Source organism: Polaromonas sp. P3_A5 (assembly GCF_056403055.1).
In genome coordinates, this window is sequence record NZ_JBFUGF010000002.1 from 78155 (window position 1) to 98665 (window position 20511).

13 protein-coding genes are annotated in these 20511 nt (G+C 62.0%); all 13 read right to left on the reverse strand.

The features are described 5' to 3' along the window. Positions 1-159: 159 nt before the first annotated feature. Positions 160-2355: a GNAT family N-acetyltransferase gene (locus tag AC1DU8_RS17910; protein WP_477727078.1), complete on the reverse strand. Its 2196-nt coding sequence runs from the start codon at positions 2353-2355 to the stop codon at positions 160-162. Next, complete coding sequence (gene tssA / locus AC1DU8_RS17915) at positions 2352-3503, reverse strand: type VI secretion system protein TssA (RefSeq protein WP_457282548.1); 1152 nt, start codon at positions 3501-3503, stop codon at positions 2352-2354. The genes AC1DU8_RS17910 and tssA overlap by 4 nt, the downstream gene beginning before the upstream one ends. Then, the gene (locus AC1DU8_RS17920) at positions 3500-7474 is read right to left on the reverse strand and encodes a type VI secretion system protein (protein ID WP_477701633.1); all 3975 of its coding nucleotides are present in this window, start codon (positions 7472-7474) and stop codon (positions 3500-3502) included. The genes tssA and AC1DU8_RS17920 overlap by 4 nt, the downstream gene beginning before the upstream one ends. Position 7475: 1 nt before the next feature. Next, on the reverse strand, positions 7476-8228 hold the full coding sequence (locus AC1DU8_RS17925; protein WP_457282546.1) for a DotU family type IV/VI secretion system protein: 753 nt from the start codon (positions 8226-8228) through the stop codon (positions 7476-7478). 11 nt (positions 8229-8239) lie between these two features. Next, positions 8240-9712, reverse strand: coding sequence for a type VI secretion system baseplate subunit TssK (gene tssK, locus AC1DU8_RS17930; RefSeq protein ID WP_477667393.1), 1473 nt, complete (start codon positions 9710-9712; stop codon positions 8240-8242). 11 nt (positions 9713-9723) lie between these two features. Beyond that, positions 9724-10194 (reverse strand): hypothetical protein, encoded by a 471-nt coding sequence (locus AC1DU8_RS17935; RefSeq protein WP_457282544.1) that lies wholly within the window; start codon positions 10192-10194, stop codon positions 9724-9726. Between the two features lie 2 nt (positions 10195-10196). Next, positions 10197-10595: a DUF4150 domain-containing protein gene (locus tag AC1DU8_RS17940; protein ID WP_477667394.1), complete on the reverse strand. Its 399-nt coding sequence runs from the start codon at positions 10593-10595 to the stop codon at positions 10197-10199. Between the two features lie 3 nt (positions 10596-10598). Further along, entirely contained in the window at positions 10599-11177 is a 579-nt protein-coding gene (locus AC1DU8_RS17945; protein WP_457282542.1) for a DUF3540 domain-containing protein, read from the reverse strand. Further along, positions 11174-12181 (reverse strand): pentapeptide repeat-containing protein, encoded by a 1008-nt coding sequence (locus AC1DU8_RS17950; protein WP_477667395.1) that lies wholly within the window; start codon positions 12179-12181, stop codon positions 11174-11176. Before AC1DU8_RS17950 ends, AC1DU8_RS17945 begins: the two co-directional genes overlap by 4 nt. Positions 12182-12264: 83 nt before the next feature. After that, a complete protein-coding gene (locus tag AC1DU8_RS17955) occupies positions 12265-14886 on the reverse strand; it encodes a DUF2169 family type VI secretion system accessory protein (protein ID WP_477701631.1) in 2622 nt (873 codons plus the stop codon). A gap of 6 nt (positions 14887-14892) precedes the next feature. Then, on the reverse strand, positions 14893-17535 hold the full coding sequence (locus AC1DU8_RS17960; RefSeq protein WP_477727079.1) for a contractile injection system protein, VgrG/Pvc8 family: 2643 nt from the start codon (positions 17533-17535) through the stop codon (positions 14893-14895). Then, positions 17532-18728 (reverse strand): type VI secretion system baseplate subunit TssG, encoded by a 1197-nt coding sequence (gene tssG, locus AC1DU8_RS17965; protein WP_477689913.1) that lies wholly within the window; start codon positions 18726-18728, stop codon positions 17532-17534. The genes AC1DU8_RS17960 and tssG overlap by 4 nt, the downstream gene beginning before the upstream one ends. Continuing rightward, positions 18692-20503 (reverse strand): type VI secretion system baseplate subunit TssF, encoded by a 1812-nt coding sequence (gene tssF / locus AC1DU8_RS17970; protein WP_477689912.1) that lies wholly within the window; start codon positions 20501-20503, stop codon positions 18692-18694. Before tssF ends, tssG begins: the two co-directional genes overlap by 37 nt. Positions 20504-20511 lie beyond the last annotated feature (8 nt).

A 20511-nucleotide genomic window follows, 5' to 3' on the forward strand; every position in this document is an offset into this window, starting at 1 on the left:
GCGTTGCGCGCCAACTTCGCGGCGCGGAGCGCCATCGCAGACAGGCTGGACGCTGTTGCAGCGATTTTTCCTGCACCCGCTGCAGCAGGCGGAGCCGCACGCGCGATGGTGAGGCCTGCGCGCCTCGCGGTAGTTGGTGCTGCGCGAGCTAGCAAAAATCTAGACAGCATGAACACTTCCCCCTATGAGAGTTTGACCGGTCACCAGCGGCTCTCCGATGCAATCGCAGATCGCCGCAAGGCGTAATTCGAGTTCGTCATTGGTGCAGGCAAGCGCCCCAGGCAGCGCGAGGTGCATGAACCGGTAACCCACATCGTCGCCACGCGACTCGTGCCCGAGCGTGTCAAACCCGGCTTTCTCAAGCAGCCGGTGCGAGCGCGTGTTGCCCTCGTGTACCGAGGTGAACAGGTGCCGTACCGGTCCGCCGGCGAGGCTTGCCGTCAGCAATCGCACCGCACGCGCACCAAAGCCAGTGCCTTGATGATCGACACCTATCCAGAAATGGATATGAGCCATATCAGCCTCGCGGCGCAAACCGACGGCACCGACAAAACCGAAATTCCGGTGAACCACTGCATATTCGATCCCCTCGCTGCCGCCTACATGGGCAAGATAGGTTTGCGCCTCCGCTTCACAGGTAATTGGCGGCAATCCGGCCACCACGGCGATGTTCGGGTCCCGGTATTGATGCAGCCATGCCGGGATATGCAGGACATCAAGTGGCTCGAGCGAGAGATCCTCGTCGCGCATCGCATCGGCTTCATACCAGTTGCTGGCCTGCCAATTGGCCAGCCGGCGCTCCAGCAGCTCATGCATGCCTTGCGCCTCAGGGTGACCGGCATCCAGGCGCAGACATTCCCGTACGACGCGCAATGCGCTGGCGCTGCGCCCGGTTTCCGCCTCCAGCCGCGCACGCAGCAGTAGCCGATCGCTGCGAGAAGCCGTCGGCGAATCGCTGTCGGGAGTTTCGGCGAGCACATCACGCGCCAGCGCCCACTGACCCACATGCACAAGCAGGCCTGCCAGGCCTGTCCCGGCATCACAACGCTGACGCTGTGTCATGTGCTGCCACGTGCGTGCCAGGCTGCGGTTCAGTGTTTGCAGTGCACCTTCGTCCGCAGCGTCCAGCAGGCGTAGATCAAGGCTGTCGAGGATGGATTGGAGAGCCCAGGGATCATGACCCGAGCAGCGAAGGCGAAAATTGATTTCGTCAACGCTCCCCACAGGGCTGTGGGGAGCCCCGTGCCACCAGCGCTCCGCTGGATGGTCTTCATCTACCGTATCGATCAGACTGCTCCAGCTTGCGGCATCCATGCCGATGGCATCGTCGCGGCAGGCCATATGCTGAATGCATCCCGATGCGCCCCACTCCAGATGCGCAACATGTGCACCAGCGCTTTCCTGGTGCATCCCAAGTGCATGAAAATTGGCGGGGAAGTACAGTTCGCCAGGAGCGAGTTGCTCAGGAAGCGCCATGCAGTTAAGCCTGATCTGCCGCTCATCGGCGACTCCCTGGTCTGCCGCCAGCAGCAAATAGCGCCCGGCAGAAAAATCGGCAAGCGCATCCAGCAGGGACAGTGCGGCGTTTGAAAGTAGAACAGTGGCACTGATCAGGCTGGCGCGGTAATGGCCCAGCAGCGCGGAAGCGGCTGAGGCAAGCTCATCCTCCGCCAAAGCCTGCCATTCAGAAGTCAGCGCGAAACGACCTTCGCCGTCTGGCTGCGCCTGAACCCGCGCCTGCAATAGTTCGCCGTAGTGCACACCGTACAGTTCTGCCGGCAATGCGGAGAACCCGCCTGCCGTCATCGCGACCACCGGGTTGCGTGATCCGAACAAGGCAAAGCGGTTCGCACCGAGCAAAAGCGGGTGGCCGCGCCGAGCCTGCCAGCTTGCCTGGTCAAGCCAGCCGCGCGCGACAAAAGGCTGAAGTGCTGGCTGTTTGAGCAGCGCCAGTGCCGGTTCTTCACCCGCCAGGGGGCACAGCACATACCGGACGGGCCAGCCGAGCATGCCGCAGGCATGCATCTCATCGCGCAGTGTGGTCAACAGCACCGCAGCCAGGGCGCCGTCATCCGGACCCATGTTCAGGATGTAGAGTGGTTGCGACAAGTCCAGGCCACCCAGGCGTTCAAGCCTGCTCCAGTACATAACTACGGCACGCGCCCAGGTGCACCCCAGGCGCGGGCCGGTCAGGGCGGCAGCAATGCCCGAACGCTCCTTAAACAGAAGGGTCGGCAGTTCGCAAAGGTTTTTCCAGACCGAAGCGGCGATATCCATCGCCACTGACGGAGCCGACGGATCAGTCCCCGGGGAAACCGGTACGAGAAGCCCTTGGGGTTCAGATGATGCGATCATGTTTCCTCCCGCGCTGCGGGTGTTTCAAGCCCCACCAATTCGAAGATATTGAGTTGGCCGCCAAGACGGATAAACACCTCCTGGTAGAGCTCGGCCGTGTTGAGCCTTCCCCATTCGATCGCCCGGCGTATCAGGTAGGGCGCCGGGCTGTGCGGATCCATCTTGAGCAGTGTGTCCCCGAGTTGCTCCAGCATGGCGTAGACCTGGCGCCGGTCATCAATGGACCGCGGTACGGCAACGCCGGCCCACGTCTGGTCATCCATGATGGCCGTCTCATCGGATCCCGCGACGGTACCTGGCCCCGGCCCGGATTCGCCGCCTGCGGCCGCCAGCGTTATCCCGCGCCGCTGCAGCTCGGATTCGGCCAATGCGTACAGTTGAGCCAGCAAGCCGGCCAGCGCCGACAGACTCGGTCCGTCCACCGCGAAGTGGCGGTCGATGCTGTCTCTGAGCAGTTGCATCGCACCGAGCGCATCATTCAACTGCTGGTGCAGCGCCTGATACCAGGCCAGGGGCGTCGCGGCCATCGCTGCAGTGATCGTTTCCGTGCTGGCATGCTCCTCCTCATCAGCGCTGTTAGCTGCGGCCGCGGCGGCCGGGGCCAACCGTTCGCGGTGCATGGCAACTTCCCAATCGGCGAGGTTGTAATTGCGATGCATGCCCGTTGAAGTCATGGCGAGCTGCTTGAGCACAAACGGCAAACGGTTGTTGAGCGAACGCAGGATGTTGGCTCGGTGTTCGCCGCCGGAGTCAGCGTCCTGGGGATAGAGATCGTCCCAGTAATCACGCAACAAGCCATCAAGCAGCAAAAGGCTGGGAGCTATCGCGGAAAACCCATGCTGGTTCACTTCGGCCTCAAGCAGCCAGGCAGCGACCTGCAGGTCCTTGGATTTGGAACAAAGGGCCTCGGTGGCGACACGGCTCACTACTGGCCAGTCCGCTCGCTTGAGCTTGTGCTCCCACGGACCCAACGGCAAACTCGCATCGTCCTCGCGTCTGGCGTTCTGGATGGTGTTGTAGACACCATTGCCTTTAACCGAATAACCGGCGGGATTGCCCGCGTCGATCGGGTCGAGCAAGGTCTCGAGCGAACATCCAAGCCGTTCGCCGAAGTAACGCTGTGATCGGGTCATCAATTCAGTGTTCATGGTTTTGCTCGCTTTTGCGTGGAAACATCTTGCCGCTGCGGTGCAGACCTGGGAAAAGGTCCCGGCCAGACCAGGCTGGTACTGGCCTGGGATTTCGGATCGGTGCCAGACAGGGTCAAGCCGAGGTAGAACGTGGCCTGGCCCGTCGTGACTGCCGGGGCTGTTGTGGGTGTCGCCTGGGTCGTGCGCTGTATCGGCACACTGAATTCGAGCAACGCCTTGCCCGGCTTGAGGGGATCAGCCGGTCGTGCCGGCACAGGCTGGTAGCGCTGCAGCATGCGCAGCAACGCCCAGTTCCCGCTTTCAGTGAACGAAGCTGTGCTGCCTTCGACCCGGTAGCCACTTTGCACCGGGTATGCGGCCGGTCGCCAAACAGACAGCTCGGCCCAATTCAGATCAAGCGCGAGCACCTGGCCGTAGCTCCAGTCCACGGTCGGCGGCTTTCCACCCGGATAGCTCGCCACCCGAGAACCTGAGCTCACAACCCAGCTCACGACCTGTTCACTGCCAGGCGACTCCTGGGGTAGCGCACGGAAAGTGATGTCGAGCTTTAGAGGCTGCGGTGCTGCGCCTATACCCAAGCCTGGCCGCAGAAACTGATCGGCTGCATCGAGTTCACTGAGGAACCCGCGTGCCGAAACGACCCAGCCAGGGGTGCTCAGGCCGGACAGCGACTGTTGCAGCGATTCGCGTTGCGCGGCGTAGTCACTGAAAAAGGTCTGCACCTCCGCCAGCGAGGCGTCCGGACTGCTGGTTTCGCCGAACGGGAATCGCCCCTTGAGCCGGCTGTTGAAGCGTTTGGCCAGGGCATCGTAGGCAGTGGTTGCCTGTTCGGTACGACGGTCGACACAGCGCAGGTTCAGTTGCGCAATCAGGTCGCGCCGCCTCTCCGAGAACATGTCGTTCCCGTAGTCGGCCGGCTGGTAGGCCGCCAGCACCTTGCCGCAGTTCGCATAGGTGAGATCGGCAATGGTCTTGAGGAAAAGCGTGTCGAGAGCGCCGACTTGCTTGCCCGGGTCCTTGAACTGCACGTAACTGGTGACCTCATTGATCGTATTGCTCCAGTACGGCAAGGTTTGTGCGTTGTCGCGCTGCGCATCGTTGACGCCGTCAGTGTTGCGCAACAGATTCACGAAAGGATCAGCGTAGCCAGCGAGTACCTGCGCACGCGCAACCTGCCGCGCGAGGTAGTCGCGTATCACCGGTGTGGTGCCAAGGTTCACGAGCAGGCCGTCGGCAGGACCGGCCTCGGGGTCATAAAGCCGGCTGCCACCCACAAGGCCTGAGACGCGGCCCAGAGCATCCGACGAAAAGTCCCGCGCGCACTGTGAAACGCGTCCCGCGCTCGCTGTAAAGCCGAACTGGGTATAGAGCCGCAGGTTGCCGATCAGCGGATCCAGTGCGCGCGAAAAATCACCACTCTGCTGCAAAAGCTGTTGGTCTGCAGCCGAGACCGCGTCAAGTCCCTGAAGCACGAACGACTCTGTTGCCACCGACTGCGCCGAGCGCATCGCGTCATTCATGACCTGCTCAAGCTGCGCCCTCGCAAGCCGGTCGAACAGCGGCTTGCTGGTTGCCGGCGCACCGAGAGGCGGCAGTCCCTGGCCTGCTGCGAATCGCTGGTAATCAGCAGCGTAATTCATGGACCGGCCGAGGTCTGCCAGGCGCCAGCCGGGCGCTGAACTCACGCAGGCGAAGGCCTGCGGGTTCCGGACCTGCATGAAAGTCTGCTGTAGCAGGCTTTCGAGGCCGCGTACCTCTGCCGACAGTGCCGGATTCATGACGAGACTCTGGCCCTGTGCGATGAGCAGAGGCCCGTAGGGCGAAAGCTGCATGCCACGCAGCACCTGCATGGCCGGGTTGTAGCACCTTGCCTCATCAAAACCGCCGTCACCTGCCAACAGGTCTTTCGGATAGCTGTACTGTGTCACGAGGGGCGACAGCAGTTGCCGCAGTTCCTTCGCGTCATCGGCGCAGGGGTTGTTGTTCGGGTCCGATGGCACCCATGATTTGGCGACCCAGACCAGCCATGAGGTGAACCGCCTGGTGTTGTCAACAAGCGGCCCTTTTGCCGGATCAACCCTGGCCAGGAGGCTGGGGCCCATCGAGGCCTCAGCAAGCAAATCGACATGCAGTTGCCGGCTGGAATTCGCCAACTGGCGCGCCCAGTTGCCGCGCGAACGCTCGGGCACATTCACCACGCCGCTGTAAGGCACCTGCTCGAGCGAAGCGGCAACCACGCCGCCGGGCCGCGCCGCAGCAAGGGGCAATCCCGCTCCGTAGACGTAGAGATAAATCAGGTTGAGATCATCCAGCTTGCGGACGGTGGATTCGGCGGGTATGGCAGTCAAGCGTGCGAAACGCTGGAGCTTGTCTTCCAGGTTGTTCACCTCCAGCGCAAGCACCTTCAGGTTGGCGCGGGTTTTGGCATACGCCGAGTTGTTGACTGTGATACCGGCAAGCGTCGGCTCTGACGCCGCGACCAGACCAGCGTCGAGCCGCGCGACCCGCGCCTGCAGGCCGCAAGCCAGCGCCGGAAACACCGTGCGCGCCATCACGGTACTGGAGACAGCCTGCACCGCGTTGTTGCTGGCACGCCGATCGACCCAGGACAGCGGCATCGTCGCGAACACCAGGTCGATATCGAGGGCCGAGGCCCGGGACAGCGCATCGTCAATCAATGGGCGGCCGGCGCAGCTCTCCTGTGCACCTGCCAGCGCCTGCGACTGGTAGAGCGCGGCGATGCTGCGACCCAGACCATCAACCTGGCGCTGCAGCCGCCAGCCCGATAACACCAGTGCCAACAGCAGCAACCCGGCCAGCACGATGCAGGCTTGCTGAAGCCGCAGCAGCCCCGGCTCACGCGACCAGAATGACGCCAGCGTGGCGCGCGCCAGCCCACACTCCCCCAACGCCTTTTGCGTCAGGACGTCTTCGGCAAACGAGACATCGGCACGCGGCATGCCAGCTGGTGCGCCGGTGTCTTCGGTGCAGCCTGTGAAATAGACACCTCGGCACAGTGCAGGCTGCGTCGTCGCCGTGTCGTGAAAGACCTCGGCCAGGTAATCACGCAAGGGCGCATGCAAACGCTCGAAATGCCTCGGAAACAGAAAAAACGCATCAGCGTCGGCAATCTGCTCCTGCGCCGCAGCGGCCTCTACCTGGATTTCCTTGAGTCGTTCACCGATGTCAACAAATGCCTCGTCAATCCACTGTACCGGGCCGGACTGCAACAGGCCGTCGCGCGCCGACCAGCCGAACATGCTTTCCCTCTGCGAACGCCCCTGCAGACGCCAATACGGAGCAAATCCATCGACCGCGTCGCACTGGCTGACGATCACGTAGACCGGCAAAGCCAGGCTGGTGGCGGCACGCAGGTCGTCGAGCTGTCGCCGGGCATCGAGCGCGAGTTGAAGCACACTCTCACGGCCCATGCCCAGCAAGTTACGGGAGGAAACCACCAATAGCGCCCCGTCAAGTGCACGTTCGGGGCGCAGGTGGACGAGTCCGCGCAGTACGGCTTGCCAATCTGCCGCGTCGGATCCGGTTTGACCGGCAGCGCTGAGCTTGCCTTGCGGGTCTATGAGTTCACCCTGTGCCAGGCTGTGCCAGGCTGTGTGGGGGACGCCGGCGATCGTCGCCGCCTGTGCGTCTGGCTGTTGCCGGACCTGTCGCAACGAAGCGATCAAGCTGCTTTTACCAGCGCCGGCCTGCCCGATCATGATGACCCAGGTTTGTCGGTAGCGCTCCCGTGCGGTTCTGGACAGCACGGTCCGCAGCCCGCGCAACCAGGCCAGGAACGACTGCCAGCGCGTTCGCCAGAAACTTCCCTTCAAAACGGGCTTGATGGCACCGGCCGCAACTATCAATTTGGCCTGGCGCGAGCGCACTATCAACCAAAGCACCAGGATTCCGAGTGCACTGGCGACTGCGGCAAGCACGCCAAACCAGATACTGCTGATGCTGCTCATCTCAGACACCCGCAACCTTGACCAGCGGCTGGATCAGCCATAGCCAGAGCGCCGACGACATCAGCACAAAGCCAAGTGCATAACCCATCGCCAGACGCAACCACGGGCGCAGGGGCGCGACCCGCGCATCGGCAGTCGACTTGACCGTGTGTTCATAGGCTTGCACAAACAGCCTGCCGTCAGACTCTGCCGGTCGGCCGTTGACAAAACGGTATAGTCGCTGGCGCAGTGTGTCCAGGAACAGCTGGCCCTGCGTGCCCCGATGCATTCCCTTGAACCCAAGCTGCAGCGCGAGCAGAAAGCAGGCAGCGAGATCGCGATGCAAATGGGATCGGGACACCACAGCCAGCACCTGCTCCGCCATGTCGAAGAAGCGGCGCCCAGCCTGGCGCGAACCGAACTGCCGGTGCTCAAGCAAAACCTCGAGCCAGGCATCCTGCGCCGGCCACGAGAGTTCAAGGATGAAAATCTCGTCAGCCAGCACCACCATCACATAGCTGGCTGCCGTATAGGCGCGTTGCTGCGCTTCACTCGCGGTAGCCCGCATATCGCGTGCCTGGCCGGCCAGAAGGTCGGCCAGGCGCAGGCTCACACGGCCCGCGAGTTCGGCCGGCTCGGCCGGTGCCGCACCAGAGACCCCCAGGTAGGCTTGCAGCGACCCGCGTTCGCTTTCCTGCCGCACGCGCGCAACCTCCTCATAGAACTGCGCAAAGCAGCTCAGGAGCGGCATTTCGGGCATAGCAGCAGGCTGCATGGCTGCGTCTTTCAGGTCCGCGTGCCTGCAGCGCGCGCACGATAAAGCAGAATCATCGCGGGCGGGGTTCCCGGCGACTTCTTGTCACCGCTAATGACGAGGTTTTGCCCTGGGCCGAACAGCCTGGTATCGCCTTCTTTGAGCTGCAGGACCTGGTTGTCGATCGCGAACAAGGCCGCTCCCGAACGCAGGTTGCGTTTCGCCAACTCCTCAGCGGTCAAGAGGTGCGGCCTCGCGGTCACGCGCAACCGGGCTGCGGCAGGCAGCAACGCCTCGCTCGCGATGCAGGCGTCAAGCAACCAGCGTTCCATTGACGCGCGTCCATCGGCCCCCAGGCCCTGGCCGCCTTGCGGCCTGAGCTCGACAAGCAGTTGTTCACCCGCGTCAGGAGGCAACACATGTGTAAAAGTACCGTCGGCATGGCGTTCAAACGGCTGCAGCTCGAAACTGGTATTGATATAGCTGAGCTTGCGTACCACATAGTCCAGCGCACGCCGGAACTGTGGCGAACAGTCATCGTGCTGATAAGCGTCCAGCACAGGCGGGATGGGATTGGCGCCGAACGATGCCATCGTGCCAAGCAGGAGCGCCAGGCTGTCGTAGACCGCGCGCGGGCTCGACTCGGGGCGCTGCACGATGAGGCTGAACTGCGGCAGCACGGCAGCCAGCCGTCGGGCCATCTCCAGGTGCTTGCGGAAATGGGCGCCCTGCAATTCATCGTCCTCGGGGCCGTCGCTTTCCCGGTTAGCGCCCAATTCGCGCAGCTTGAGCCACAGCGCTTCATTGAGCAGCTGGAGCCGGTGCCGCAAGCCGGTTGCCTTGAGAAAATCGCCGGCCTGCCAGCACAGCATGGGCGGGTGGTAGGGCTTGAATTCGACATGCCTGTTTTCTTCGCGCCGGAACAACTCGAACAAGGGACAGACCTCGTAGCCGGCCGGGGCTGCAACTTCGGCTGACAGCGAGATCGCCGGCCGCAGGCGGTCGACCGGCACCGATCCGGTCAGGGTGTTCTCGTCAAGCGATACCAGGCCGTGCACAACCTCATTGCGCGCCGGTGTCGTATTCCAGTGATTGGAGGCGTTGCCCCGCACAGGCATGATCAGCGACAACCGCACCCCATCCGGCGTGCGCTGCAACTGCGCGGTGACATCAAGTTCGAGCGCTTTTCCGGTGTACGAGCCGGGAAACACGACCGGCGTGCCGTCTGGCATGATGCATTCAAGCCGTTTGATTGCGACGATACCGGCCTTGAGCTTCACCATATCCAGCTGCAGCAGGCTCAATCCCCAAAAATCCGGCGCGACGCACGATAGCCGGTACCTCAACTGCTCCTGCCAGTAAACATCGCTCTGCTGAAAATGCTGGGGTGACAGCAACATCCCTTCGATCCACTGGACACTGTCGGGCAAGGCCGGACCGGCCGCAGCTGAGAACAGCTTCGCTGCGGGCTGGGCGGCTTTAGGCGCTGAAATGGTTTCAGGCATGGGTTCTCCAATCATGAAAGGCAGCTCGTATAGCTGATCTGCGTGCTACGCAGGGTGATCAATGCGCATTTGTAGGCAGTGATGTTGGCGACAGCCTGACCGCCGGCGCTCACATAGCTTGCGTAGCTGTAGACATAGACGGCCTTGCCATAACCAATGGGCAGGGGCTGGTTGGTGACCGTGCTGCCAGGGACAACCTGCACACCAAGCACTGCGATGCCGCTGGCCAGACCGGCCTGCAGCGCGTCGCGATTGGCAAACCAGTCGGGTGAGGTCTTCGGCAAGACGGCCGCCGCGTTCTTGTCGAAGACAAACACCAGGTCGACCTCGGTTCCCATATTCTGATTGGCATCGAGTTCGGCGACGATGTTCAGCGTCTTTAGCGGCGTAGTAGGGCTGTAGCCCAGCGCGTAGCTGATAAAACCGCAGCCGGAAACAGCCAGCAATGCCGCTGTGCCGAGAAAAGCGTTGACGATGCGCATGATCATCCCAGCACCATCACGCATACCTGCGAAGGCGTGATCGACATACCGATCGCGTTGCCTATCATGCCGTTCTGCCCGACCACACTGGTCAGCCGTGTCGCAAACACACCGCCCATCGCGACCTTGAAGCTACCCATGAGGTATCGGTCCGGCCCAATTTCCATGCCCGAAACCACGCCCAGGTTGACGCCAGGCTCGTCGCCGTTGCTCAACGTGCCCTGCGTCACCAGGTTTTCAGCGAGTCCGCCGCCGACGATCACGCAGGCCTGCGAAGGAATGTGCGAAATCGTGATGACGATATTGGGAAACGGAATGGGCACCGGCCCCACCGGCGTAGGCACCAGACAGACGTCGGGAAACGCGAAATTGATGACGCAGAGGTTCGTGTTGGCGAACATGGTTCATCCCAGACTGATGCGTTCAGCATCGAGCTTGATGTCTTCTTCGGCCGTGACCAACGCCTGCCGCCCATGGAGCCGCAGCAGCGCCGAGGCCTGCATGATCCCGTGCTCGACACGCGTTACGAGATGGCGTGCCGACTGCACCATGGTCTCACTGACGGACGCCAGGAAATCCCTTGCGTTGACGCTGACGGAGCCGCTGGCCGACGTCAGCTCGACGTCACCAAGACAACGCAGTGCGATTTGACGGGTGCAGGCCAGCTCAAAAGCTGGCTGGGTGATCGCCATAAGCTCCGCACCCGGCACGGAAAGCTCGGCACGGCCTGCGCCCGGCGTGTCCGCGGCCGGCTGCGGACGCAGCAAAATATGGGTCACAAACAAGCCCGAAGCACTTTGCAGCACGGCCACCGTGTCACCTGGCAGGGGTGTGAGCAGGCAGGAAACCGCTTGTAACGCAAGCCGGCCGTCCGCCAGCCGCCACTGCGCTTGTCCGAGTGACCGGCCTATGCTCGCCTCTCCCCAGCCGTGCACGGTTGCGGCGCGCACGGGAAGGTCAAGCTGTTGTGTTGCCTGTTTCATGCTGCTTCCATTTCAAGTGAACGTTTTTCGGCGGCAGCGCGCGCCTCCTGGGTACCCAGGGCAGCGGCTACGTTGGCACCGGTGAAATCGGCACCGGTCCAGACCGCACAGTGAAAACTCGTACGGTCGAGCTTGCAGTACCGGAAATCCATTGCCCCGCCATTCGCATGCGCGAACTGGGCAAACTGCAAGTCCGATCCCGCGAAAACGACACTGTCAAGCCTGCTGTGATCCCAGATCGTTTTCACCAATCCGGCTCCGCGCAGCGAAACTCCGTTGAGTTGGGCTTTTTGCAATACCGCACCCTCGAGTTGGGCGCCGTCAAGATTTACCCGGTCAAACTTCGCTTTTACGAACTGGCAGCGCGTAGCGTCAATGCCGTTCATCAGCGTCGCACTGAAGCGGGCTTCGGCACAATTCGATTCACGGATGCTGGCGCGGCTCAGATCAGCACCTGAAAAATCGGCACCCTGCAAAGTGCAACGCAACAAGCTGGCACCGGCCAGTTTCTGCCCGGCGAAGCTGGCTTTGATAAACAGGCTGGTGCTGGCACGCATGCCAGCGAGCCTGGCTTCCTGCAGTTGTGCTTCGTTCAGGCTTACCTGCTGCAATTCGGCACCCTGCCAGTCGCTGCCGCCCCACTGGCAATCCGCAAATGCGCTGCGCAGCAAGCGCGCCTCAATCCAGAAAGAGCCGCCGATGTCGCACTTCGTCAGCATGGATTTCTCAAGGCTCGCACCGTCCCAACGACTTTGGCGGAGGTCACACTGACTGAAGGCCAGCATTGTGCCGGCCGTACCACGCCAATCGCTACCAGCCAGGCGGCTCTGGCAAAAAGCGGTGCGGCGCAACCCGGCATCGCAAAAGTCGGCCGCGCCGAGTTCGCAATCAATAAAGGACGCTCCCTCCAGCTGGGCACCGGCCCAATGCGAACCCGCCAGCTGGCAGCCGCTGAAAACCGCACCTGTGAAATCGTGGCCGCTTGCATCCAGTCCGGCCAGCATCTGGCCACGCACCGGACGGCCAAGCCGCACCAAGCGCTGGATCTCGGCCCAATCCTGGGCGGAGGCCTGGCTGTAAATTCTGCTCACGCGAGCCTCCTGCGCGCATCCAGACGTACACCGCGTGTGTCCGCATCAACCAGGCAGACCTCGGTGAGTTCGGCTTCATACAGGCTGGCGTCGCGCAGATCGGCTTTTCCAAAGTCAGCCTTTCGCAACAACGCCTGGTAGAAGTCGGTGCCCACGGCACTCGCACCGGGCAGTTGTGCCTTCATCATGAGCGTGCGCGGCAGGCAGGCACCGTCAAGGCTGGCGGCACTAAGGTCAGCCCGACTCATATCGCACGCCATGATGAAAGCGCCGTCGAGCCGCGCACCCTGCAACTGGCTTTGCGTCCAGCTTCCGCGTTCAGCGCGCAATCCGGACAGGTCGGCGCCACGCCAGTCGCTGTCATTCCCCTGGACCTGGACCAGTCGGGCCTCCCTCCATTTACTGGCCGACAGGTCGGAACCGATCAGTGCACTTCTCTGCCATCTCGAACCCGAAAAATTGGCCCCCTGGGCCTGCAGCTTCCAGGCAACACATTTGTTGAACGAGGCACCGCACCAGCTACTTCCAGCCAGTTTGGCCTGGTTGAAAATTGTTGTATCCAGCGTCGCGCGATCGAAGTTTGCGCCGCAAAGATCTGCATCGTCGAGTTGAGCGGCTGACAGGTCGCAATCGGAGCCGCAAGCTTGTCTCCAGGTCGCCTTGGAAGCACGGGCCGAACAAAGACTCGCCCCGCGAAAACTCGCTTCGCATGCATGGCTGCTGCAGAGATTGGCCTCATCAAGGTTGACCTCATCAAGTAGTGCGCCATTGAGCCGCGCCTGCGTCAGTACAGCGCGACGCAGGTTACAGCCGCGCAGGTCGGCACCGCTGAGGTCGGCGTACTCCAGCATGCATCCGCCAAGGTCAAGGCCCGCAAGTATGGCACCGCGCAGATCCGCGCCGGCAAGGTCGCGGCCCGCAAGATTTTCTCCGGCCTTCGCCCAGGCCAGCACCTGCGCCCCCAATAGCGACGCGACAGCGGGCGACAGCGCCTGCGCGGGCGACAGCGGGACGGGAGACGCATGGCGGGCTTTGCTTTTGAGTTGCGCGGCAGCCATAAGGTCGGCATGTTGGGATGGCGTCGCGGCCAGCGCGAGCGGCGCCAGTGCCTCTCGTGTCGCCGTACCATCGGCGCGCTGCAACACCTCCGTCCAGAGCGGCCCGGACTCCGGAGCATTTCCATGCTCCCCAGCGGGAACATCCGTCTGCCCCGTCAGTACCTGTAGCTCTGCTAGCTGGTGAGTAAATGCTGCCTGCTGTGCGGCCGCGTTTTCGCGGGTACTGGCCACCAGCTTTTCGACGCTGTGCATCAGGCTGGTCAAGTCCATGTCGCCGTCGGTCAGGGCCTTCGCCGACGGTGTCTGGAGCAGGGGCGGCCCGGCTTTTGGCGGCTCGTAGCCCGCGGGCGGCTTCATGCCGCTTTGCTGCCAAAATTCACGCGTCACTTCGTCAAGCACGTCCTGTCGTTTTTTCAGTGCCGCTTCGGCTTCGGCGGCAGCCAGCGCGGGATCGACTGGATCGAGCCGCGGCGCGAGTTGCGACTCGTTGAGCGCATGCAACGGTGCAGTCTTGGGGTCCAGGCGCAGCGTGAGCACTTCCGCGTAATGGTTCAAGGTACGCGGCGTTTCGGCCGCGCCTTCGTAAGCCAGCATCAATACCCCAATGTCCAGTGCATCGCTGTCGGTGATCTGCATCTCGCCCCGCCAGGCCGCAACACCGAGTTGCTGTTCGGGCAGGAACCAGACCGTGTCCATGCGCAGCCCGATTTCAGCCAGCGAAGCGGGAGAAGCGTCCTTTTTGAGCGCGAAAGCCTTGACGCGCTGCTCAGGCAGTTCGCCCTGGATGGTCTCAATCTGCGGATGCATCCCCTGTAACAGGTAGGCTTCGCCGCCCGCGAAAGGATTCGCGATGCGCTGGTCGGCGGCAGCCTGGTTATAAAGCCGCCAGTCAAGATCTCGCGGCAAGCCGGGATAATCCTCGCGCAGCCAGCGTTCATCGTAAGTACCGGCATAGCGCTTGCGAGGCACCCAATCGATAGGCATGGGCCCAAGTCCAGCTGGGGGATAGCGACGCCCGTGGCAGTCAACGGGCTGAGCGGCGTACTCGACGTTCGGCATAACCCCTTCGTTCGCACCGGCCATTGCGGCGAACCGGTTGCCGTCATGGCCACAGCCAACCGGATTGTCTTCGTAGCCCTGACCACCGAAGGCATGTGCGAAATCAAGCGGCATGTGTACAAATTCCGCAGGCTGCGAGATGCCAAAGAGCGGCAAGACGCCATAGCGCCATTGCCTGTCGCCAAAAACCGCCAGACGCTTGTCGATGGAGCCGACTTGCAGCCGTGCTTCCATACGCTTCACCGGACGATTTCCCGGTGCGCAAGCGCGACCCAGCACCATGGCCTCGGCTCCGGTCTTAGGCATCGCCTCGTCCAGCGCCTGGCCCGCCGGCAATGCGGCCAGTACCCGGGCCCATTGCGGGCCCTCCATGAGAAAGCGCTGCGGCCTGACTTCACCCAGCGGAAAGAATCCCAGCGCCGTCACCACCAGGCGGTTTATGCCGGATTGCCGGTATGTCTTGTAGAGCAGGCCTAGGCTCAAGGGCTTGATGATCTTCATGGCGGCCTAGAGATAGATCTTCAGCTCGGTGATCGTCAGGCTCAGGCCCGTGATCTGCATCGTCGCCTGCAACGCGGTGAGCTGCACCAGGATGCCGGCCCCGGTCATTTCAATCGAGGTTGATGCGCCTTTCATCGAGATCGCCGTGGTGTCGCCCGACAGCGAGATGTCAGTACTCGACCCCAGAACTGAAACACTGTTGCTCTGGCCCGTGAGGCTGACCCGGCTGGACAGGCCGGTCAGGCTGACCTCGTTGTGAGCGCCAACCAGGTTCATCGCAGTACTGGCACCGGTCAGAGAGGTGCTGCTGCTGACGCCAACCAGATTGGTGCCCGTATCGACCAGCGTCATCGAGACATGATCCGAAGCAAGCGTCACCGCAACGTTGCTGCTCGAACCGGTCGCGCTGGTCTGCATGCTCATGCCTACGACCGAGTCACTGTCGCTGAGGCCAACCATGCTGCTGCTGCTGCTCATTCCCTCCATCGAGCCCGACAGCCGCACCCCGGTCGCGCTTGCGCTGACAGCCATGCCGACCGCCGAGGTCGAGATGTGCTGGCCGGTTACGTCGAGATTGACGCTGCTGACCGTGAACGACTCGCTGGTTTGGCTCGCGGTCGTGGTTGTATTGAACACGGCGTTTTGCAAAGTCGTGTTGCTGAGCGTGCCTTCGGTCTTGCTGGTGTTGGTGGCGTCGCCGGTCACCAGCGAGTGGTTGGTGGTCGTGCCGAACTCGGTGCTGCTCCAGCTTTCCGCCCCCTTGTGGGTGCTGTGGGTCGAACCGAAGGAATCCGACTGGCTCAACAGGCCGTTCGCGCCGTCTTCGGAGGTCGAATAGCCATAGCTGGCACCCTGCGAATACGACGATTCGCGGAACTTTCCGCTGTCGTATTGCTGGCTGACGATGGCAACCGCGTTGTCCAGGTCGGCATCGGAGTGCAAGCCGAAACGGATGCTCTTGCCGTCGCCGTAGGCCGTCGAATAGCTGCTGCCAACGTTGGTATTGGCCGTCCAGCCTGACGGCATGATGACCTTGGTGCCATTAGCCTGGATGATGCTCTGGATTTCAGGCAGCTCGGATTGATCCTGCGCGCGCGTAATGATGACGGTCGTACCGATCTCCGGCACGGTCTGCATGTGCGCAGCCAATTTGACCCAGACCGGCTCCGCCGGGTCGGCACCGTCCGGTGAAAAGATGTCCTGGCCTGTCGAGAACCGCACATAGACACCCTGCGCCTCAAGCACCGGCGAAATACCCTCGCTGTCGACAATGCGGCTGGTCTCCGGGTCAAAGTTGTCTTTCCGCATATAGCGCCAGCCCACCGGCGCGACACCCTGGCTCCCACCCGAGACGACACTGGCGAGCACACTGCCTTGCTGTGTCTCCTGGATGGAGAACGGCGTGACCAGTCCCTGCGCGTCTGCCGCCTGGAACTTGTTGCTGTAGCTGCCGTCGAGCGTTGCCTCGTGCTGAACCTGCGTTGCGACAAAGCTCCTTCCCTCCAGCTGAGGTCTGACCTGCAACGGCCATTGCCCTGAACGAACTTCCTGCGTCACCGAGAAGCGGTGGCCGCAATGCAGATAGGGGCAATAGCTCGAACCACTGAATTGCCGGCTACCCGTATCCAGGGTGTCCTGCGTTGCATGGGCATAGTGATCGACCTCAACGTCGCTGCAGCCGTACTGGTAGATCTGGTATTGGTTGAATGGCAAGGCGCCAGGCGCCGGCTTGGTCTGTGCATGAAAACTCTGGAACCCGGCCACTGCATCCGACTCCCAGGCCGCCTCCTCGCGCGTGAACACCGAGGTCACCGCGCTGCTGGCCAGACTCTGCTGAAAGCGATAGTCGCTGATCATGTCGGGCTGAGCCAAGCCGAGAGTATCTTCCTGGGTGCCGCAGTAGCGTAGCGGCTTGCCACCGGGCAGGGCTTCCGGATAAACAGGCCGGTTGGCGAACACCACTGTGTGGCTAGTGCCGGTGGTCACGTAGAAATAATAAATGTGCGCTTTCGACATGAGCCGCCGCACGAACTCGTAGTCGCTTTCACCGGCCTGCAGCCAGTCCTGCTGCCTCGCGACTGCCAGATTTCCTGAGCCGACCAGCGCCGCGACCGAAAAAACAATGTTGTGCTTGTGCAGGACGCCCGCAATAGCATCACGCACATTCAGCTGGCGATGGATGCAGTAGTTGTTCGTGAGCGTAAGCTTCCAAAGTGCCGGCCGCATGGTCACGCGATAGACGCCTGGCTGTTCCATTGAGAAGGATGCGACGATGCCATTGAACAGGGACAACCGCACGCCTTCGTCCTGGCCCTGTACGGCCTGGTCAAACCACTCGTTGGCTTCTTCGCGCGTCGGCTGCTGCTGGTCATCCAACACCGGGTAGTGAACCCCCACAGTGACCGGTCGCCCGAGCAGGTCATCAAAGGCCAGCTCAAGGCCACTCTCGGGGTCCGAGTTTCCGTGCAACTCCAGTTCGTACTCAAAATGATCAGAAATGCTTTCCTGCCCTTTAAAGCTGACCAGCCGAAAGCTACCGTCACCCAGGATGACGCCCGTCTCCAGGAACAGCGCGACATGCAGGTAGACGACCGGCGCCGGCGATAGCAGAGCCAGCGCGGTCGTTATGCCAGTGACGCGGTCGTTCATGTCATGGCTCCCGATTCATAAGCAGGGACCAGAAAGCGCGCGACATAAACACCCGAAATGCCAGCGGCGCTATCCGTCGGCCGCGACTTCAACCATGCGTTAAAGCCCAGGCGCATACCGGAGAAGCCGGAGACCTGAGTCGATACCAGCCGCGCCAGCGGCACCTCTTCTGCAAGCACCGAAAGTTCGATCTCGGCATCGTGGCGACGGTCAAGCATCAACCGTAGCAAGCCTTGCAGTTCCTCATACGAGCTGCGCACGGCAGGCGCTTCGCTGCCGATATCGACCTGGCGTTGCAGCCGTTGCCATTGACGCAGCGAACGTTTTGGTTCTGTGCCTTTTTTCAGCGGCGGCAACAGCGCCTCCAGTTGGGAATATGAGACAGGGCCTGCGGTCAACCGGATGCGCGACTGCTGATCCCAAGTGCTGCGACCAAGCAGCATGTCAACACCAAGCCGGTGACCACTGCGGCCCAGGCGGTGCTGATCCTCCGGATCGATTGCGCGCCATGCGCCCACCAGGGGCTGCAACCTGACAGGAAATCCAAGCTGCACCGAGAGCACCTGAACCAGCCCGGCTGCCGACCGCCGGCCGTTCGCCAGCAAGTCCCCGATGCCGAGCCACTGGCGCTGGGGCATCGGGATTTGCCCGGCCTGCTCGGCGTTGTCCACCCCCATCAGCGCGCCAAGGTATTCGGCGAGCTGGCTGCGCTCAGGCCGCTCGTTGTTCAGCCCAGGCTCAAAGCCAGCGCGGGTTTCATAACGCAGCAGATTTAGCCGGTTATTGAAAATGTCGAGAAATGCGCGCGTCGCGGATTTTCCTGCGCGATCCAGCTCGCGCATCCACTCGAGAAAAGGTTCGGGCAAGGGACCGAGTGCACTGCCAACACAGAAGTCCGGGGTGGTGATCGCCAGCATTTGCGGCCGGTCACGCTGATCGCCTTCGGCGTCGATCAGCGCCGGTACCGCAGAGGACCCGGATGCAATGGCCTGCACACGCACTGCGCTCGCCGCGCGCGCGGGAAAGCCCGCATCAAGGTCAGCCTCGAAACGCACGGTCTGGCCTGACCCGCCGGCACGATCATCCGGCTGGCGCAGCCACAGACGGATCATCTGCAGGAAATTGAACTCCCCAAAACGCTGCTCGAGCCGGCGGCTCAAAGAACGATCTGGGCCCCAACCATTGGCGGCCATCTTTTGAGTACTCCTTTCTCGTCAGTGGTTTCCAGGCTTACGCAGACCATGTTGTTGACTGTTGAGTAGAGCGCGAGAAAGTAGCGCAGCACCGATGCGAACAGCAGCATGCTGGTCGACTCAAACTGTTTTCGATTCAGTGTGAGGGTGATATAGAGGCATTGCACATAGCCCCGCACTCCATCGCGTATCGTGTAGCGCATGCCGGGCCGGCATTGAAGCGCCTGAATTCCTTCAATGCTGCGGAAAGCCTGTGTCTGCAGAGGGTCGATGTGGTCGCGCAGCATGCTTTTGAATGCAGCGAGCGCCTGCGGTCCCTCTGCCATCGACAAGTGGCTCATGCCGAGCTGGGACACCAGCGACCAGGGACGTCGCCCTATCAGTGCCGGGGTGATGTGACGCGAAGGCCGGCTTATCACTTCGAGTACCGTGATCGGCCCCGCCCCTTCGAGCTGCAGGGATTGCTTGATCAACAGCTGTTCTGCCAGCTTGCGATTGGTGCAAAGCGCCCGCCCGCCAACCACTTCTGCCGGCGGCAGTGCCATCTGCTGCCGGACGTCAAGAAAAGATACGTACACCTCGGTACCGGCAATACCGCCAAGCTGGTTTTCCTCGCGCCGCATGACATAAAAATAGTCATCTGTGCCACGCGTCTGCGCATTTCCAAGTTCGAAGTACGGCGCCAGCTTGCGTTGGCTGCCGTCGGCGCTAATGGAAACCAGCTCCTCAATGCTGTAAATCTCGCAGTTTTGGCGGTTCTGCACATCTGCTGTTAGCTGGTATTCGTACTGCGTGTGGTCAAGCGCCAGGGGTTCCATGCGCTGACGATAGAGGTTCACCATCGGCACGCAGTTGAGCTTGAGCGAGCGTGACGAGAGCTGGCGATCCTTATGGGAAGCCACGTCAAACTGGAACAACAAGTCAAAACCATTCTCAAACGGAGCGAGGTCAAACTCGCCGGTTTCGAAAAACATAAATTTTTCCGGAAAGGAAAAATATTCCTGAAGAAGCCGGTGTCCGGGATGCATGTTGGTTCGGACCGGGAGAGCGGCCTCTTCGTCCTCAAACCCGAGCCAGTGGACGGTGCTCTGGTTTGCGCCTGGCAGTGGCTCACCACCAATCTGTGCGATGTCAACGGCGTGCAGATGCAGGCCCAGCATCTCCTGCAAATACCAGGCGTCTTTTTGGCTGGTGTCGATATAAAAACGCAACCGGGTTTTCTTGAGCGCCTTCACCGGATCGATACCCAGGCTGCGCACCCGAACACGCAGCACCGACAGGCAACGCTCGTCGCTCAACCCGACCGGAAAATCTCCCGCCTGCAGCATGTCAATCTCGACAATGCCCAGCGGCACCAAAGGCAAGTCGCAGGTTGTCGTAAAGCGGCAGACGCTTTTCCGGCCCCGGCCGTCCTCGGCCGTCACACTGGCCTGCCGCCCGCGCTCCAGAACCGCGCCGGCCGCGTCGTCCGGCTTGACGCGGACCTGAGCAATCAACATGGACGGCACGGGTGCCGCCAGGTGCGGATAAAGGTAACCGAGGAGTACGTTCGGGATCAGCGCCTTGCTGACTTCGGACTCATATTGCACACGGCCGGTCAGGAAAGCAAAGGACTGCAGCAGCATTTCCACGTGAGGATCGTGCGAGCCGGTGCGATCGAGTTTGAGCGCCTGCGCCTCCGTCGGATAGGCCTGCGCAAATGCAGCGGCGTCGTTACGCAGCCCTGCCAGTTCACGCTGGTAGTAGTCCTTGAGTTGAGTTCCGTAGACTTGCATGGCCTGGA

Coding starts and splice junctions, on each gene's coding strand:
- AC1DU8_RS17955 (WP_477701631.1), bottom strand. CDS start 14,886: ATGAAGATCATCAAGCCCTTGAGCCTAGGCCTGCTCTACAAGACATAC.
- tssA (WP_457282548.1), bottom strand. CDS start 3,503: ATGAACACTGAATTGATGACCCGATCACAGCGTTACTTCGGCGAACGG.
- tssK (WP_477667393.1), bottom strand. CDS start 9,712: ATGCCTGAAACCATTTCAGCGCCTAAAGCCGCCCAGCCCGCAGCGAAG.
- AC1DU8_RS17935 (WP_457282544.1), bottom strand. CDS start 10,194: ATGCGCATCGTCAACGCTTTTCTCGGCACAGCGGCATTGCTGGCTGTT.
- AC1DU8_RS17920 (WP_477701633.1), bottom strand. CDS start 7,474: ATGAGCAGCATCAGCAGTATCTGGTTTGGCGTGCTTGCCGCAGTCGCC.
- AC1DU8_RS17910 (WP_477727078.1), bottom strand. CDS start 2,355: ATGATCGCATCATCTGAACCCCAAGGGCTTCTCGTACCGGTTTCCCCG.
- AC1DU8_RS17925 (WP_457282546.1), bottom strand. CDS start 8,228: ATGCAGCCTGCTGCTATGCCCGAAATGCCGCTCCTGAGCTGCTTTGCG.
- AC1DU8_RS17940 (WP_477667394.1), bottom strand. CDS start 10,595: ATGTTCGCCAACACGAACCTCTGCGTCATCAATTTCGCGTTTCCCGAC.
- AC1DU8_RS17950 (WP_477667395.1), bottom strand. CDS start 12,181: ATGCTGGCCGGACTGGATGCAAGCGGCCACGATTTCACAGGTGCGGTT.
- tssG (WP_477689913.1), bottom strand. CDS start 18,728: ATGGCCGCCAATGGTTGGGGCCCAGATCGTTCTTTGAGCCGCCGGCTC.
- tssF (WP_477689912.1), bottom strand. CDS start 20,503: ATGCAAGTCTACGGAACTCAACTCAAGGACTACTACCAGCGTGAACTG.
- AC1DU8_RS17945 (WP_457282542.1), bottom strand. CDS start 11,177: ATGAAACAGGCAACACAACAGCTTGACCTTCCCGTGCGCGCCGCAACC.
- AC1DU8_RS17960 (WP_477727079.1), bottom strand. CDS start 17,535: ATGAACGACCGCGTCACTGGCATAACGACCGCGCTGGCTCTGCTATCG.